This window comes from Sanguibacter suarezii NBRC 16159 (genome assembly GCF_001552735.1).
Classification (GTDB): domain Bacteria; phylum Actinomycetota; class Actinomycetes; order Actinomycetales; family Cellulomonadaceae; genus Sanguibacter; species Sanguibacter suarezii.
The window spans coordinates 198,658-214,369 of the sequence record NZ_BCRT01000021.1 but is presented as its reverse complement, the minus strand read 5'-3'; the positions used below and the strand labels follow the sequence as shown (position 1 = coordinate 214,369).

General features: G+C 72.0%; 12 protein-coding genes. 3 read left to right on the top strand and 9 right to left on the bottom strand.

What is annotated here, in order from left to right:
* Window positions 1-83: 83 nt before the first annotated feature.
* The 6 genes from SS2_RS14400 to SS2_RS14375 all read right to left on the bottom strand — a co-directional run bounded on the left by SS2_RS14400 (window position 84) and on the right by SS2_RS14375 (window position 6,420).
* Window positions 84-1,229 (bottom strand): glycosyltransferase family 4 protein, encoded by a 1,146-nt coding sequence (locus tag SS2_RS14400; protein WP_066465300.1) that lies wholly within the window; start codon window positions 1,227-1,229, stop codon window positions 84-86.
* Window positions 1,226-2,338 carry a glycosyltransferase family 2 protein gene (locus SS2_RS14395; protein ID WP_066465298.1) on the bottom strand — a complete coding sequence of 371 codons (1,113 nt, stop codon included), beginning with the start codon at window positions 2,336-2,338 and terminating at the stop codon, window positions 1,226-1,228. The genes SS2_RS14400 and SS2_RS14395 overlap by 4 nt, the downstream gene beginning before the upstream one ends.
* On the bottom strand, window positions 2,335-3,261 hold the full coding sequence (locus SS2_RS14390; protein ID WP_066465292.1) for a hypothetical protein: 927 nt from the start codon (window positions 3,259-3,261) through the stop codon (window positions 2,335-2,337). The genes SS2_RS14395 and SS2_RS14390 overlap by 4 nt, the downstream gene beginning before the upstream one ends.
* Entirely contained in the window at window positions 3,261-4,070 is an 810-nt protein-coding gene (locus SS2_RS14385) for an ABC transporter permease (RefSeq protein ID WP_066465281.1), read from the bottom strand. Before SS2_RS14385 ends, SS2_RS14390 begins: the two co-directional genes overlap by 1 nt.
* A 3-nt stretch (window positions 4,071-4,073) precedes the next feature.
* Window positions 4,074-5,291, bottom strand: coding sequence for an ABC transporter ATP-binding protein (locus tag SS2_RS17095; protein ID WP_157607359.1), 1,218 nt, complete (start codon window positions 5,289-5,291; stop codon window positions 4,074-4,076).
* 67 nt (window positions 5,292-5,358) lie between these two features.
* Window positions 5,359-6,420 (bottom strand): glycosyltransferase family 4 protein, encoded by a 1,062-nt coding sequence (locus SS2_RS14375; RefSeq protein ID WP_066465279.1) that lies wholly within the window; start codon window positions 6,418-6,420, stop codon window positions 5,359-5,361.
* A 137-nt stretch (window positions 6,421-6,557) separates the two neighbouring features.
* On the opposite strand from SS2_RS14375, the gene SS2_RS14370 reads away from it, so the two are divergent.
* Complete coding sequence (locus SS2_RS14370; RefSeq protein ID WP_157607358.1) at window positions 6,558-8,057, top strand: apiosidase-like domain-containing protein; 1,500 nt, start codon at window positions 6,558-6,560, stop codon at window positions 8,055-8,057.
* A 20-nt stretch (window positions 8,058-8,077) separates the two neighbouring features.
* On the opposite strand, the gene lhgD is transcribed toward SS2_RS14370, so the two are convergent.
* Together lhgD and SS2_RS17790 are read right to left on the bottom strand one after the other, a co-directional pair.
* A complete protein-coding gene (gene lhgD / locus SS2_RS14365; protein WP_245643603.1) occupies window positions 8,078-9,340 on the bottom strand; it encodes an L-2-hydroxyglutarate dehydrogenase in 1,263 nt (420 codons plus the stop codon).
* 67 nt (window positions 9,341-9,407) lie between these two features.
* On the bottom strand, window positions 9,408-10,112 hold the full coding sequence (locus SS2_RS17790) for a phosphatase PAP2 family protein (RefSeq protein WP_217995609.1): 705 nt from the start codon (window positions 10,110-10,112) through the stop codon (window positions 9,408-9,410).
* Between the two features lie 168 nt (window positions 10,113-10,280).
* Here SS2_RS17790 and SS2_RS14355 point away from each other — a divergent pair, with 168 nt between their 5' ends.
* A complete protein-coding gene (locus tag SS2_RS14355) occupies window positions 10,281-11,048 on the top strand; it encodes a polyprenol monophosphomannose synthase (protein ID WP_245643601.1) in 768 nt (255 codons plus the stop codon).
* A 58-nt stretch (window positions 11,049-11,106) separates the two neighbouring features.
* On the opposite strand, the gene SS2_RS14350 is transcribed toward SS2_RS14355, so the two are convergent.
* Complete coding sequence (locus SS2_RS14350; protein WP_066465269.1) at window positions 11,107-11,631, bottom strand: PadR family transcriptional regulator; 525 nt, start codon at window positions 11,629-11,631, stop codon at window positions 11,107-11,109.
* 414 nt (window positions 11,632-12,045) lie between these two features.
* Here SS2_RS14350 and mfd point away from each other — a divergent pair, with 414 nt between their 5' ends.
* The gene (mfd, locus tag SS2_RS14345; protein ID WP_066465267.1) at window positions 12,046-15,699 is read left to right on the top strand and encodes a transcription-repair coupling factor; all 3,654 of its coding nucleotides are present in this window, start codon (window positions 12,046-12,048) and stop codon (window positions 15,697-15,699) included.
* Window positions 15,700-15,712: the final 13 nt, after the last annotated feature.

Sequence of the window (15,712 nt, the reverse complement as noted above, 5' to 3'; positions counted from 1 at the left end):
GGGTCTCTCTCTCGGTCAGGCGGCAGCGGGTCGTCGTCGGTGACGGCCTGTGGTCTGGCGTACGAGCGGAAGTGTCGGGCGGGTCAGCGGGTGTGCTCGCCCAGCACCACCCCCAACCGGTCACGAGCGGTGCGCCAGGTGTTGCCTTCGGCGTGCTGGCGCCCCAGGGTGGCGGTGCGGGCCAGCAGGGCGCGGTCGTCGGCGAGCGCCTCGAGGGCGGCCGCCAGGGCGGCGACGTCGGACGGCGGGACGAGGACGGCCGCGTCGCCAGCGGTCTCCGGGATGCCGCCGACCTCGGAGGCGATGACCGCGGCCCCCGCGGCCATGCCTTCCAGGACGGTGAGCCCGCTGGGCTCAGCCCACCGTGAGGGCACGACGACGACGTCGCAGTCGGCGAGGATCGTGCGGATCTCGGCGCGGTCGACGAAGGGGCGGAAGGTGATGCGGGCTCCTGGCACCACGGCCCGCCGGCGCATCCCCTGCTCGTAGGGGGTGAGCGGGTCGCGGGCGGAGAAGCCGGTGCTGCCCACCACGAGCAGCTCGATGTCCGGGCGACCCAGGCGTGCGACGGCGTCCACGAGGACGTCGGGTCCCTTCTCCCGGATGGTCCGCCCGATGAACACCACGCGCAGCGTCGACCGCTGCGGCCGTGGACCGCTCGCGAAGGCCGCGGCGTCGACGCCGTTGCGGACCACCGCGACGCGCCCGCGCAGCGCGGGGGGCAGCTGCTCGGCGGTGGTGGCGGCGAGGGCCGTGCTCACGCAGACGATCACGGCCACCGGGTCCAGAGCCACGCGCAGCTCGCGGGCGGTGTAGGTGCGCAGCAGCTGGTTGTGGGCGTAGAGGACGGGGACGTGGCGGCTGTCGACGAGGGGGATCGCCTGCGGCAGGTTGTGCGCGAGCACCACCGTGTCCGCCCACTTCTGCGGAGTCTCCAGGGCAGTGAGCGCAGGGGCCAGCACCCGGCGGGCACCTGGCCGTCCCAGGCCGACGCGGCCCAGTGCCAGGTCGGCATAGCGGTCGTGACGGCGAGGGGCGATCAGGGGGTACTCGATGGCCTGGGCGCTGGGGTAGCGGTCGGGGTAGGTGCCGCGCGCGACGAGGACCGCCGGGAGAGGTTCTTCTGCCGGGGTGGCTGCGCTCAGCCCGTGCACGACGGTGGGGACCGCGCTGCCTGTGCCGGGGGAGTAGTGGTCGCCGGGGGTGATCAGGTGGGTGTGCGGCCTCATGAGCCGGGGTCCGTCGCGACGGGGCGGTGCCCTGAGCCGTGACGCGAGCCGTGGCGCGAGCCGTGTCCTGAGCGGTGACCCGAGCCGTGTCCTGAGCGGAGCTGCAGTGCGGCGAGGGTCCCGGCGGCGAGGCCGGCGAGCTCGGCGACCGACCGGGTGAAGATCACCGGCCAGATGGCCCGCCGGTGGAGCGGGGGGCGGGAGCCGTGGTCGTCGGGCCTGGCGCGGAGCAGCCGATAGGCGGCGCGGAGGTGACGGTGCTGGTCGCGGAGCGTGGTGGCCGGGTACCGGCGCACGAGCGGGTGCCTCCACCCGTACGCACCGGTGAGCAGGATCAGGTGGTCCCGGCGTGTGCCGAAGAGGTGGCGGAGGTCGGTGCGACCGGGAGCCTCGGCTGCCGTGTCCCGCCGCGTGATCGCCTGCGGGGTGAAGACCAGCCGGTGCCCGGCAGCGCTCAGGCGCAGAGCCGCGTCGGTGGCGTCGTGGTCCGTGGTCCCTGGGCCGGGCGCCCGGAAGCCGCCGACCGATGCCAGCGCCGCAGTGCGGAAGGACAGGTTTGCCGTCGGCAGGTGGTCCACCTCGACCGGGCGGCCTGGGTCGGCACCGAAGAAGCTCGTCAGCTCCCCGCTCGGCAGGACGCGGCCGATCGAGGCGAGGCCTGTCGTCGCCTCGTGGGCCGCCAGGGCCTCGCCGTCCGCCCGGGCCGCGTGGACGGCGTGGGGCCCACGCGACGCCGGGCTGGCGGAGACGACCCTGCCACCGACCGCGGAGACGGCCGGGTCGGCGTAGTGGGTGGTCAGCGCATCGAGCCAGAACTCGTCCACGCGGGTGTCGCCGCCGAGGAAGGCCACGACGTCCCCGCTCGCGTAGGACAGCCCTGCCTGCCAGGGGGTCTGGGCTCGTCCGGGGCGGCGTGGGGGACGCAGGTGGACGACGTCGGGGAACTTCTCCGCGACGAGGTGCCGGGTGCTCTCGTCGGTTCCCGGGTCGACGAGGATGATCTCGTGCGGGGCGGTGCGCAGCGCGCCGAGGTGCTCCAGGCAGGTGACGAGGAGCGCGGGGCTGTCGCCACCGCGCACGACGACCGAGACCTGAGGACCGGGCGTCATCGCAGATCCCGGGGAGTCGTCGGAGCGGTTGCCCGGGCACCGGCAGGGCGGCCGGTGGGCCCGGTGGGCGCCCTGTGCGCGACAGGCGCGCTGATCGGTGGATCGCTGATCCGGGCGATGCGGTACCACTCCTCCCCGCGCAGGCGGGAGGTGAGCGCCGCGGCGCGGGGATGGTCCTTGCGCCACTTCCACCGCGAGTACACGGCCGGCTCGGAGTACTCAGCGGTGTGCCCGGACCATCCGAACTTCGCGCGCATGGCGGCCTCTGACCGCACCCAGCTGAAGTGCACCACGGCATGCGACTCGGGGATCACCTCATGGACCACGACGTCCCGCGGGTGGAGCGGGTCGGAGTTCCACGGACGGACGTCCACCCGGTACAGCGGCGTGTCCGACTGGCGGCACAGCCGCAGGTCGGCCCCGGCGCGGATGGCGAGGGGGCCGGGGTAGTTCGCTGCCAGACGACCAGACCGGGTCGCTGCCTCGAGGTAGGTCCCGGGGCCCACCTGGGCGTAGAGCCATCGGGAGGGGAACTCCAGTCCGCCCGCGCCGGCGGCGTCGGCATGGTGCAGGGTCCGCAGGAAGGTGTCCGGGCGCGGCATGACCTCGTCGGTGTCGAGCTGGACGACCCAGTCGGCGTCCTCGGAGGCCTGGTCCAGGGCGCACTGGCGCTGGAAGGTGTCGTTGTCGAGAGGGTCGTGGTCCAGCCGGGCGTAGTGCCCGGGGGCCAGGACGCACTTGCCGGCGGTGTCCAGCCGGGCGATGGCCTGCAGGCACTCCTCGACCGGCAGCGGTGTGCCGGTCCACGAGCGGGCGTTCTCGTCGTAGGACACCACGATCCGCTCCACGTGCGGGTAGTACGCGAGCAGGCTCTCGGTGAGGAAAGCCGGGTCGGCGGCCAGCACGTAGGCGGTGGTCCGCATCAGATGACGTCCGCGAACTCGCGCTCGAACTGCTGGAAGGCGAAGGCCCCGCCGACGAACACCACCACGGAGACGGCGACCGCTGCGGCGATCTTCCACGGCTCCGGTGCCGGGAGCCCCACGAGGGAGTAGCGGAACAGCTCGAGGAACCACGTCAGGGGGTTGAGGTTGTACAGGGTCTGGAGGTCCTTGGGGACGGCGTAGGCCACCGGCGAGGCGAACAGCAGGGTCTGCAGCATCCACGGGACGACGTAGGCGACGTCGCGGTACTTGACCATGACGGCTGAGGCAGCCAGCCCGATCCCCGCGGCCAGGAGCACCAGCAGCGCCACCCAGATCGGCAGCAGCAGCACCGGCCACCCGGGGTTGATCCCGTAGATGAGCAGGAGGACGAAGCCGAGACCGAGCGCGATCGCGAAGTCGAGCAGCACGGACAAGATGCCGGACATGGGCACGAGCATCCGGGGGAAGTAGACCTTGGAGATCATCGCCTGGCTGCTGACGATGGAGTTGGTCGACCGGGTGATGATGTTGTTGAACAGGTTCCAGGCGAGCATGCCCACGAAGCTGAACACGAAGTAGTTCACGCCGTCGCTCGAGAGCTGGGCGACCGACCCGAAGACGATCGAGAAGATGCCGGCGGAGACGAGCGGCTGGAGCAGCACCCAGATGATGCCGACGGCCGTCTGCCGGTAGCGCAGCACGACGTCGCGCATGCCGAACTGGTAGAGGACCTCCCGCGCCTGCCACAGCTCGCGCAGGTTGGGCATGGAGACGCGGCCGGGAGGCGTGATCACCGTCGTGGGCATCGCTCAGCCGTTCTTGTAGTGGAAGTCGCCGAGCACGAGCCCTCGGGTGAGCGCTTCGTCCCCGGCCAGCTCGGGGTACGGGTTGTGGGGGAGCACCTCAAAACCGACCGCACCCTCCCAGGAGTCGAGGATCCCGTTCTTGCACACGTAGAGGTCCACCGTGTAGCGCCCGGGCTTGAGCCACGGGGTGCGCACCGTGAGCGTGACCTCCTGGGTCCGCGTCGGGTCGTACCAGCCGCCCACCACGCGGGAGTCGCACTGGATGAGGACGCTGCCGTTGAGGTCGTTGATGTGGCAGGAGACGAAGTACTTCCCGACCATCTCCGGGTTGGCGTCGAGCGAGATGTGGATGGTCTTCTCGCCCGCCGGCTCGAAGTGGTCCGCGCCCATCTCGACGGACCGGGCACGCAGCTCGCCGGTGCCCGGACGGGTGCTGGAGTCCTTCTGCTCGAGGGAGAACTTCTCGAAGCTGTCCCGGTAGAGGTCGAAGGCGCCGGCCACCGGCCCGTGATAGGCGAGGTGGCCGCGGTCGAGGAAGACCGCGGAGGTGCACAGCGCGGCGACGGTCTGTGCCTGGTGGCTGACGAACAGGACGGTGCGGCCGTCCTTGGCGACGTCGCGCATCTTGGCCAGCGACTTGGCCTGGAACTCCGCGTCACCCACGGCGAGCACCTCGTCGATCGCGAGGATCTCGGTCTCCAGGTGTGCGGCGACGGAGAAGGCCAGGCGCACGTACATCCCCGAGGAGTAGCGCTTGACCGGGGTGTCCAAGAAGGTCGCGACCCCGGCGAAGTCGACGATCTCGTCGAAGCGGCGCTGGATCTCCTTGCGGGTCATCCCCAGCAAGGAGCCGTTGAGGTAGATGTTCTCCCGGCCCGTGAGCTCGGGGTGGAAGCCGGTGCCCACCTCCAGCAGCGACCCGATCCGTCCGTTGAGCTCGATCCGTCCGCGGCTGGGTGCGGTGATGCGGGTGAGGACCTTGAGCAGGGTCGACTTTCCCGCGCCGTTGCGGCCGATGATCCCCATCGCCTCGCCCCAGGGGACGTCGAAGGTCAGGTCGTCGAGCGCGTCGAAGAGCGTGTGCGACCCCTTGCGGACCGGGTTGCGCATCTTGCGCAGCGCAGCCTCGACCGCTGTCGTGGGGCGGTCGCCGGACAGGCCGATCCGGTAGGTCTTGCCAAGACCTATGACTCGGATGGCAGGTTCAGGGCTTTGCTGCACGTTGGCTACACAACCATGGATCTGGGGGCGGTGCCGGGTGAGTCGGGGTGATTTTCAGGGGTGATTCTCAGGGCTGGTTCGTCGCGGCCAGCACCCGTCGCCAGACCTCAGCGTGCTCGCGGGCGCTGGCCTCCCAGGTGAACTGCTCGGCCCTGGCTCTTCCTGCCGCGGTGAGGCGGTCGATCTCCCCACCGCCGCCCAGCGCGTGCACCAGACCGTCGGCGATCGCCGGGCCGTCCGGCTCCACGAGGATCGAGCTGCCACCGCACACCTCGGGAAGCGAGGACCGGTCGGCCGCCACGACCACGACCCCGGCGGCCATCGCCTCCAGGGCGGGGAGCCCGAAGCCCTCGTGGACCGAGGGCACCACGACGGCCTCGGCGCCGGCGATCAGACCGGGGACGTCGACCGCCGGGACCCTGCCCACCAGGACCGTGCCGGGCAGGTGGGCGAACAAGGCGTGGCGCCGGCGCGACGGCGGTCCGCTGAGCACCAGCGTGACGTCCGGGCAGGCGCTGCGCACCAGCGGCCACGCGACCGCCAGGCCCTCGAGGTTCTTGCGGAGGGTGGACCCGCCGGCGTGCAGCACGTAGCGACCGGTCACTCCCAGGGCCTGCAGCGCGGCGGCGTCGAGCGGGGGTGCGTCCAGGAACCGGGGGTCGACGCCGTTGGGGATCGCGTGGACGTGGTCGAGGCCGAACAGCTCACCGACGTCGTCCGCGGAGAACTGGGAGGGGGCGATGACCGCCGTCGCCCCGCGTGCCTCCCGGACGGCGTGCGGCTCGGGCGGCGACTCGTCCGGGAACCGCCAGGAGACGGTGTCGTGCAGGGTGAGGATCTCCGGCACCCGCGCTGGCGGCAGCGCCAGGCTCATCCGGTGCACGACGTCGGCCCGGGGGTAGACGGCGGCGCCGACGGCGCGGCGCACGACGGCCGGCGCCGTGCGGAGCACCCCTTCGGGGAGCCGGGTGTTCCCGGCGAGGTCTGACCGCAGGCTGCGCGCGATGACCCGGGTGACCACGGCATCTGCCCCCAGCGCGCTCTGCGCCCGGTGGGCGAGCTCCTCCTCGTAGACCTGCTGGCCCATCGGGGCAGCCGAGGCGTGCGTGGCGATCGTCAGGTGCGGCACTGCGGCTCCGATGCTCAGGTTCGGGCGGTGCGTGTGAGATCTCGATTGTGCACCTGCCGCGCAGGTCGACGCACGCGGTGGCCGATCACGGTAGGCAGACCTACGATCGGAACCTCTTCGAGCGCACGGGAGCCGCGATGCACCTCGCGAAGACAACGTCGGCCGTCACCTCGCCCGCACGGACACGCCCGCTCGCCGCGTCGGCTCTCGCGCGGCCGGTCACCGTCGCCCTGGCCCTCGTGCTGACGCTGGTGCTGGCCGGCTGCGGCGGCGGCGCGACGCCCGATCCGGACGCCTCGAGCGCCACGCCGTCCGCCACCTCGCCCGAGGCCGGGACCACGGACTCGCCGCCATCACCCGAGCCGCCAGCGGCACCGGGGCTGGTGCAGCTGGTCTCGGGGGTGAGCGAGGACGGCCGCTACCTCGTCGACGAGGCAGGGGACCCGCTGCTGCTGCGGGCCGAGGCGGTCTGGTCGGCCATGCAGACGCTCACCCCGCAGGAGATCGACGAGCACCTGGCCCTCCGTGCCTCGCAGGGTTTCAACGGGGTCATCATGCATCCCTTCCCGTGGAGCGGGGTGGACACGGACTCCCGGCAGACGATCGACGGGCTTGAGCCCTTCGACGGGACCGTCGCGAACCTCAACGAGGAGTACTGGGAACGGTTCGACGCGATCCTGGCGACCGCGGCCAGCCTCGGGATCACTGTGTTCATCGCTCCCATCGGCCTGACCTGGGGCTTCGAGGAGAACGGCTACGACTACGACGAGAGCCTCGCCGCGCAGCTCGGTGAGGCGCTGGGAGCCCGGTACGCCGACACCCCCGGGATCGTGTGGATGCTCGGCATGGACTACGACGAGGTCGACTGGGACACCTATGACCCGATGATGATGTCCTTCATCGACGGGCTGCGCTCCGCGGGCGACGAGCACCTCGTGACGGTCCACCTGTTCAACCCGTCCACCAGCCACGACAACGTCGACTGGCGCGGGGTGTCCCAGATCGAGCTGGCCTACACCTACCAACCGACCTACGACACGGTGCTGCGGGCCTACACCTACGGCACAGGTCCGGTCGTGCTCATCGAGGGGAACTACGAGAACGAGAACAACGAGGGCGGGCCGGAGACCACGGACGAGAGCCTGCGTCGCCAGACCCTGTGGACGTTGACCTCGGGCGGGGTGGGCGTGTCCTACGGGGAGCGTCACATCTGGCAGTTCATCCCGCCGTGGCAGGACGTGCGCCAGACCCAGGCGATCGCCGAGCAGACCGTCGCCGTGGACCTGTTCCGTTCCTTCCCGTGGTGGACCCTCGTGCCGGACGCTGACGGGACCTTCCTCGTCGACGGGCAGGGGGAAGCCGTCACCGCAGGGACGCAGGAGGACGGCTACGCCGACGTCCTGGAGTCGGACTGGGCCACCGCGGCGATCTCTGAGGACGGGTCCCTGGCCGTGGTCTACGTCCCCACGGCCCGGACGATCACCCTGGACCTGTCCCGGCTCGCTCCGGGGGTGAGCGCGGCGTGGGTCGACCCCGTGTCCGGCGCGCGTCAGGACACCGCGCTCGCGGAGGAGCTCACCACCCCCGGTGAGAATGCCGGGGGAGACGAGGACTGGCTGCTGGTCATCGGGGGCTAGGCCCTCAGGCCGCCAGGGTCTCAGGCCGCCACGGCCGCGTCGAGGGTGCTCTCGATGTGCTTGGCGATCTCCAGGGAGGCCGTGGCCGCCGGCGAGGGAGCGTTGATGACGTGCACCTGCCGGGGACGGGTGCGCAGCAGGAAGTCGTCGACCAGCGAGCCGTCCCGCTTGAGCGCCTGGGCGCGCACCCCGGCGGGGGCGGGGACGAGGTCGTCCGGGGTGATCCCCGGCACCAGACGCGACAAGGACTGGGCGAAGAGGGCGGCGGACATCGACCGGGCGACCTCGCGCGCCCCCGGCGCCCAGTTCCGGGCTCCCAGCCGCCACAGTCCCGGCCAGGAGAGCGCGTCGGCCATGTCCGTCACGGAGACGTCGCGGCGCCGGTAGCCCTCGCGGGCCAGGGCGAGCACGGCGTTGGGCCCGGCGTGGACACCGCCGCCGATCATCTTCGTCAGGTGCACCCCGAGGAAGGGGAAGCGCGGGTCGGGGACGGGGTAGATGAGTCCGCGCACCCGGGTGGACGCGGCGGGGCCCAGCTCGAAGTACTCACCGCGGAAGGGGACGATCCGCGCCCCGGGGTCCACCCCGCAGGAGGTCGCGAGCCGGTCGGCCTGCAGGCCGCCGCACACCACCACGGCGTCGGCGGCGACGTCCTGGCGGTCGGTCGAGCCGGCCGCGTCCAGCCAGGCGCGCACCTGGGTGCCCTCGGTGCGGGCCCCGCGGAAGGCGAGGCCGTACCGGATCTCGCCGCCGGCGTCGAGCACCTGGGCGGCGAGGGCCTGGCACACGCCGCGGTAGTCGACGATCCCGGTGCTCTCCACCCGCAGCGCTGCGACGCAGGAGACCTCGGGTTCGTAGTCGCGGGCCTCGGCCGGGCCGATCATCCGGACGTCGACGCCGTTGGCCGCGCCGCGCTCGGCGAGGACCTGGAGCCGGGGCACCTCGGCGTCGTCGACCGCGACGACGAGCTTTCCGCAGGTCTCCACGTCGACGCCCTGGGCGCGGGCGAACTCCGGCATGGACCGGGCGCCAGCCGCGCCGAGGCGGGCCTTGAGGGAACCGGGGGCGTAGTAGAGGCCGGAGTGGATGACTCCGGAGTTGCGACCGGTCTGGTGCTGGGCGAGATCAGGCTCCTTCTCGACCACCAGGACGTCGTCCCCGCGCTGGGCGAGGCGTGCGGCTGTGGCGAGCCCGATGATCCCGGCTCCGACGACGAGCACCCGCATGAGGTCTCCTGTCCCGACGTCGGCGTCAGCCGAGGCGGCTTCGTGGAAGTGATGCACCCGAGCGTGGCACACCTCACCGCACCCGGCACGGGATAGGCGCAGGACAGAAAGGCTGGTGGTGCCCTCAGGCCGGCGTGGGCGGCCTGGGTGCAGGGGGAGGGCGGACGGCGGCCACCACGAGCGCGGTCACGGACCCGACCAGCAGCACCGACCCGACGACGTCGCTGGGCCGGTGGACGTGCTCGAGCAGCGAGGACACGCAGGCGGCGACGGCGACGGCGAGCAGGGCCAGGCGAAAGAGCCACCGGCTGGCTGGCGTGCGCCAGGCGGGGCTGAGCAGAGCGGCAGCGGCCACGAGGGCCAGCGTCGCACTGACGTGACCGGAGGGGAAGGTGTTCACGGTGTAGCCGTAGGCGCCCAGGTAGGGGCGCTCGAGCACGAGCTCTTTGAGCGCCCACGTGCCGCCGACAGACAGCGCCACGACCAGGACGGCAGCGCAGAGGGAGCGCCACCGGCGGCGGGCGAGCGCGAGCACCCCGAGCGCGACGCAGGCGAGCGCCCCGCCCACGACGAGACCGGGACGCAGGACCGTCGCGGCCGGACCCAGGGCTGGGTTGAGGCTCTGCAGCGTGACGAGCAGGTCGATGTCCGCGCTCTGACCGTCCTCGGACCGGACCGCCCACAGGTAGAGGGCGAGGAAGGCGGCGGCGAGGACCGCCCCGACGGCCGCGGCCACGACGGCTCCCGCGGGCTGGCGGCACCCCGCGGTGGGCGGGCCGGGCGCGAGGGGGCGCGCGGGGCGACCGGAGGCATCAGTACGTGTGTCCACCGGGGCCTCCTGGCGCGGTCCGCATGCGGGGTTCTCCTCGGCCGAGCCTATCGGCCGCGCGCCGTCCTGCTCGGGGGAGGGGCGTGGGCCCCGGGAGGTGGTCTGCCCCCTAGGATTGAAGTTCGCTCGCCGCCGAGTGCGGGCCCGGACCAGATCGAAGGTGCTTTTGTGGAGCGTGCGGTCCTGGTGGCGATCCCCACGTACAACGAGCGGGAGAACCTCGCCGAGGTCGTGAGCCGCACCCGTCAGTCGGCCCCGCAGGTGCACATCCTCGTCGTGGACGACGGGTCCCCGGACGGCACCGGCGACGTCGCCGACGCGCTCGCTGCGCAGGACGACCAGGTCCACGTCATGCACCGGGCCGGCAAGCAGGGCCTCGGCGCTGCGTACATCGCCGCCTTCGGGTGGGCCCTCGAGCGTGGCTACGACGCCGTGGTGGAGATGGACGCGGACGGCTCGCACCTGCCCGAGGAGCTGCCCCGGTTGCTCGCCGCGCTCGACGACGCGGACGTCGTGCTGGGGTCGCGCTGGGTGCCGGGCGGGTCGGTGGTCAACTGGCCCCTGCACCGCACGCTGCTCTCACGTGGAGGCAGCCTCTATGCCCGCCTGGCACTGGGGATCTCTGTCCGTGACGTCACCGGGGGGTACCGCGCCTACCGGTCGCAGGTCCTGGAGCAGGTGCTCGCGCGGGACATCGAGAGCCAGGGTTACTGCTTCCAGATCGACATGGCCCGACGCAGCCTGGAGGAGGGCTTCGACGTGGTCGAGGTGCCCATCCAGTTCGTCGAGCGCACCCACGGGGAGTCGAAGATGAGCCGCGGGATCGTCGTGGAGGCGATGGCGCGGGTCACCCGGTGGGGGATCGACCGTCGGGTGCGCCAGGTGCGCTCCCTGCTGGGCCGGTCTCGGTCGCAGGTGCCCGAGGCCCGGTCCTGAGGGCGCGGTCCTGAGCGCTCGGTCCTGAGCGCTCGGTCCTGAGCCGGACGGTCCTCGCTCAGCTCTCGGCGAGGATCGTGTAGAGGTCGCGACGCGCGGCGTCGACGATCGCGATGGCGCGCTCGATCTGCTCCGGGGTGCCGGCTGCGGCAACCTGGCGCACTGCTGCGTGCAGGAGGTGGGTCTGGTCGGCGAGCTTGTGTCCCTCGCCTGCCTCGACCTCCCACGGCTGGCGTCCAGCGGTGCTGGCGGCCTCGGCCGCGACAGCCCGGCCCTGGTCGGTGAGGGAGTAGACACGCTTGCCCTCGTTCTCCGTGGAGGTGGCCAGGCCGCTCTCCTCGAGGAGCTGGAGGACGGGGTAGACCGAGCCGGGGCTCGGCTGCCAGCGGCCCTGTGTCTTCTCCGCGAGCTCTTGGATGATCTGGTAGCCGTGCGCGTCGGTCTCGGCCAGGACGGCCAGGACTGCGGCGCGGACGTCACCGCGGCGGGCGCGCCCGCCGAAGCCGCCGCGGCCTCCGCCGCGTGGTCCGCCGAATCCGCCGCGGCCGTCGAAGCCGCCGTGGTGCTGTGCGTGGGATCGCATGTGTGTCTCTTCTCGTGATGTCTGGTGCCGGCTCCCGGGCGGGAGCCGCGCCGGTTCGTCGGTCGGCCCGTGCGGGCCTGTCGTCAACGAACACGTTAACGATATATCGCGACCACTCGCGATGCAATGGTGAATTCGTGAACGATTGGTTGAGGATCTGCCACGACGGCCCCGCCAGGGCAGCCCTCGGCCCTCCCTCGCGCCGGTCAAGGTTGTGAAACTGCTGGTCACGGTGCGGGTGGTGGCCGGACCACGCGTGTCGGTGGTCAGGCGTAGGCTGGTTTCTGCTCAGCCCGGACCACCTCACGGCGGTTCGGGCCTGTCGTGCTGTCCCGTGCTGTTCCCTGCTGTCGCTGCGTCGGCGACGACCGCCGCAGCGCGTGCCTCAGACCCGCTGGAAGGACCCTCCCGCGCATGAATCTCACCGGAATCCTGCCCGCCCTCCTCGGTGACCCCGGGGCGAGCGCCGTCGTCGACCGGGTGCGCAGCCGTGGCGCGCTCGACGTCGTCGGCCCCACGGGGGTTCGCCCCCCGTTGCTCGCGGCGATGGCCGGTGCGCGGGCAAGCGGCGGGGCGGTCCCCGAGACCGGTGCGCCCGGGTCGCGTCCCCTCGTCGTGGTCACCGCGACCGGGCGCGAGGCGGACGAGCTGACCTCCGCCCTGCGCTGCTACCTGCCCTACGACGACGTCGCGGTGCTCCCGGCCTGGGAGACGCTGCCCCACGAACGGCTCTCCCCGCGCTCGGACACCGTCGCCCGTCGCCTGGCAGTCTTCCGGCGTCTGGCTCACCCCGAGGCCGACGGCGGCATGACCGGCGAGATCCGGGTGCTCGTCATGCCGGTCCGCGCGCTGCTGCAGCCCGTCGTCGAGGGCCTCGGTGACCTCGAGCCGGTGCGCCTGGAGGTCCGTGACCGCGCCGACCTCTCCGAGGTCGCCGACCGCCTCTCCGCCGCGGCCTACGCCCGAGTCGACATGGTCGAGCGTCGTGGCGAGTTCGCCGTCCGTGGTGGGATCCTCGACGTGTTCCCGCCGACCGAGGACCACCCGCTGCGTGTGGAGTTCTGGGGCGAGGACGTGGAGGAGATCCGCTGGTTCGCCGTCGCCGACCAGCGCAGCCTCGAGGTGGCCGACCACGGCGTGTGGGCCCCGCCCTGCCGCGAGATGCTCCTCACCGACGACGTCCGCGACCGCGCCGCAGCCCTCGTCGACCAGCTGCCCGGCGCCCGCGAGATGCTCGACAAGATGGCCGCCGGGATCGCGGTCGAGGGAATGGAGTCCCTCGCCCCGGCCCTCGTCGACGCCATGGTCCCCGTCCTGGACCTCGTGCCCGACGACGCCCTCCTGGTGATCAACGACCCCGAGCGGGTGCGCCGCCGGGCCCACGACCTCGTGGCCACCACCGAGGAGTTCCTCGCCGCGGCGTGGACCTCCGCCGCCGCTGGCGGGTCCACCCCGATCGACCTCAGCGCCGCCTCCTTCCTCTCCGTCGAGGACGCCCGCGACCTCTCTGCCCGCCGCGGCCTGGGGTGGTGGACCATGAGCCCCTTCGGCCTCGACGACCCGGCCGCCGAGGTCGCCGCCGGGGCGACCGAACCCGACGCCCCCGTGGTGGTCGACCCCGACGCGGACACAGTGCGGGTAGCTGCCCGCGACGTCGAGAGCTACCGCGGAGACATCCAGCGGGCTCTGGACGACCTGCGCGGCCTGCAGCACGCGGGCTGGCGGCTGGTGCTGGCCACAGAAGGACACGGGCCGGCCAAGCGGATGGTCGAGCAGCTCAGCGGCGCTGACACCGCCGCGCGCCTCGTCGGCGAGATCACCTCCGAGCCCGAGGGCGGGATCGTTCTTGTCACGCCGGCCCCGGTCGGTCCGGGCTTCGTCGCCCCCGAGCTGCGCCTGGCAGTCTTCTCCGAGTCCGACCTCACCGGACGTGCTGGGACCTCGACCCGCGACATGCGCAAGATGCCCTCCAAGCGGCGCAACGTCGTCGACCCGCTCGCGCTGCGCCCGGGCGACTTCGTGGTGCACGAGCAGCACGGCGTCGGGAAGTTCGTCGAGCTCGTCCAGCGGACCCTCGGTGCGGGGGCGAACGCGGCGACCCGCGAGTACCTCGTCATCGAGTACGCGCCCTCGCGCAAGGGGCACCCCGGCGACCGGCTCTTCGTCCCGACCGACCAGCTCGACCAGGTGACCAAGTACACCGGCGGCGAGTCGCCCTCCCTGAACAAGATGGGTGGCTCGGACTGGGCCAAGACCAAGGGCAAGGCCAAGAAGGCGATCAAGGAGATCGCCAGCGAGCTCATCCGGCTGTACTCCGCCCGCATGGCCACCCAGGGTCACGCCTTCAGCCCGGACACCCCGTGGCAGCGCGAGCTCGAGGATGCCTTCGCCTACATCGAGACCCCTGACCAGCTCGCCACGATCGACGAGGTCAAGGCGGACATGGAGAAGACCGTCCCGATGGACCGTCTCGTCTGCGGCGACGTCGGCTACGGCAAGACGGAGATCGCCGTCCGCGCAGCCTTCAAGGCGGTTCAGGACGGCAAGCAGGTCGCTGTCCTGGTGCCCACGACGCTGCTCGTCCAGCAGCACTACGACACCTTCTCCGAGCGGTACGCCGGGTTCCCCGTCGTGGTCAAGGGCCTGTCCCGGTTCCAGACCGACGCGGAGGCCAAGGAGGTCATCGAAGGGCTCAAGGACGGCACGGTCGACGTCGTCATCGGCACGCACCGGCTGCTGTCCGGGTCGATCCGGTTCAAGGACCTCGGCCTCGTCGTCGTCGACGAGGAGCAGCGCTTCGGGGTCGAGCACAAGGAGACGCTCAAGCAGCTGCGCACCAACGTCGACGTGCTCGCGATGAGCGCCACGCCCATCCCGCGCACCCTGGAGATGGCTGTCACCGGCATCCGCGAGATGTCCACGCTGGCCACCCCGCCTGAGGAGCGCCACCCGGTGCTCACCTACGTCGGGCCCTACGAGGAGAAGCAGATCACCGCGGCCATCCGCCGTGAGCTGCTGCGCGAGGGGCAGCTCTTCTACGTCCACAACAAGGTCGACTCGATCAACGCGACCGCCGCGCGGCTCAAGGAGCTCGTGCCGGAGGCCCGCATCGAGGTGGCGCACGGGAAGATGAACGAGCACGAGCTCGAGCGGGTCATCCAGGACTTCTGGGAGAAGAAGTTCGACGTCCTGGTGTGCACGACGATCATCGAGACCGGCCTGGACATCTCCAACGCCAACACCCTCATCCTCGAGCGCGCTGACATGCTCGGGCTCTCCCAGCTGCACCAGCTGCGCGGCCGCGTCGGCCGTGGGCGCGATCGCGCCTACGCCTACTTCCTCTACCCACCGGAGCGCCCGCTCACCGAGACGGCTCACGACCGGCTCGAGACGATCGCGGCCAACACCGACCTCGGCTCGGGCATGGCCGTGGCGCTCAAGGACCTTGAGATCCGAGGCGCGGGCAACCTCCTCGGCGGCGAGCAGTCCGGGCACATCGCCGGCGTGGGCTTCGACCTCTACATCCGGATGGTGGGCGAGGCTGTGGCGAGCTTCCGCGGGGAGGTCGAGGAAGAGGCGCCCGAGGTCACGATCGAGCTGCCGGTCGATGCGCACCTGCCGCTGGACTACATCGGCCACGAGCGGTTGCGCCTGGAGGCCTACCGCAAGATCGCCGCCGCGCAGACCGACGCCGACCTCGCCGACATCCGGGCCGAGCTCGTCGACCGCTACGGACCGGTCCCCGAGCTCGTGTCCAACCTCTTCGACGTGGCGGCCTTCCGCAACCACGCCCGGGCGGCGGGGCTGTCCGACGTCACCTCGCAGGGCAAGTTCGTGCGCTTCGCCCCGGTCACCCTCGCCGAGTCCGCCGAGCTGCGCCTCAAGCGTCTCTACCCCGGGACGATGATCAAGCCGGCGACCCGCACGATCCTCGTACCCTTCCCGACGACGGCCCGCATCGGCGGGCGGCCGCTGCGCGGCGGCGAGATCCTCGCGTGGGCGACCGAGCTCATCGATGCGGTCCTCCTCGGGCAGGTCTCGGCGGCTGCGACGGTCGGGACCCGGTAGCCTGCCCGGACGT

What these genes read in the sequence shown, in the direction of transcription:
- SS2_RS14395 (WP_066465298.1), bottom strand. Translation starts at nt 2,338, where the DNA reads ATGACGCCCGGTCCTCAGGTCTCGGTCGTCGTGCGCGGTGGCGACAGC.
- mfd (WP_066465267.1), top strand. Translation starts at nt 12,046, where the DNA reads ATGAATCTCACCGGAATCCTGCCCGCCCTCCTCGGTGACCCCGGGGCG.
- SS2_RS14390 (WP_066465292.1), bottom strand. Translation starts at nt 3,261, where the DNA reads ATGCGGACCACCGCCTACGTGCTGGCCGCCGACCCGGCTTTCCTCACC.
- SS2_RS14370 (WP_157607358.1), top strand. Translation starts at nt 6,558, where the DNA reads ATGCACCTCGCGAAGACAACGTCGGCCGTCACCTCGCCCGCACGGACA.
- SS2_RS14400 (WP_066465300.1), bottom strand. Translation starts at nt 1,229, where the DNA reads ATGAGGCCGCACACCCACCTGATCACCCCCGGCGACCACTACTCCCCC.
- SS2_RS14350 (WP_066465269.1), bottom strand. Translation starts at nt 11,631, where the DNA reads ATGCGATCCCACGCACAGCACCACGGCGGCTTCGACGGCCGCGGCGGA.
- SS2_RS14385 (WP_066465281.1), bottom strand. Translation starts at nt 4,070, where the DNA reads ATGCCCACGACGGTGATCACGCCTCCCGGCCGCGTCTCCATGCCCAAC.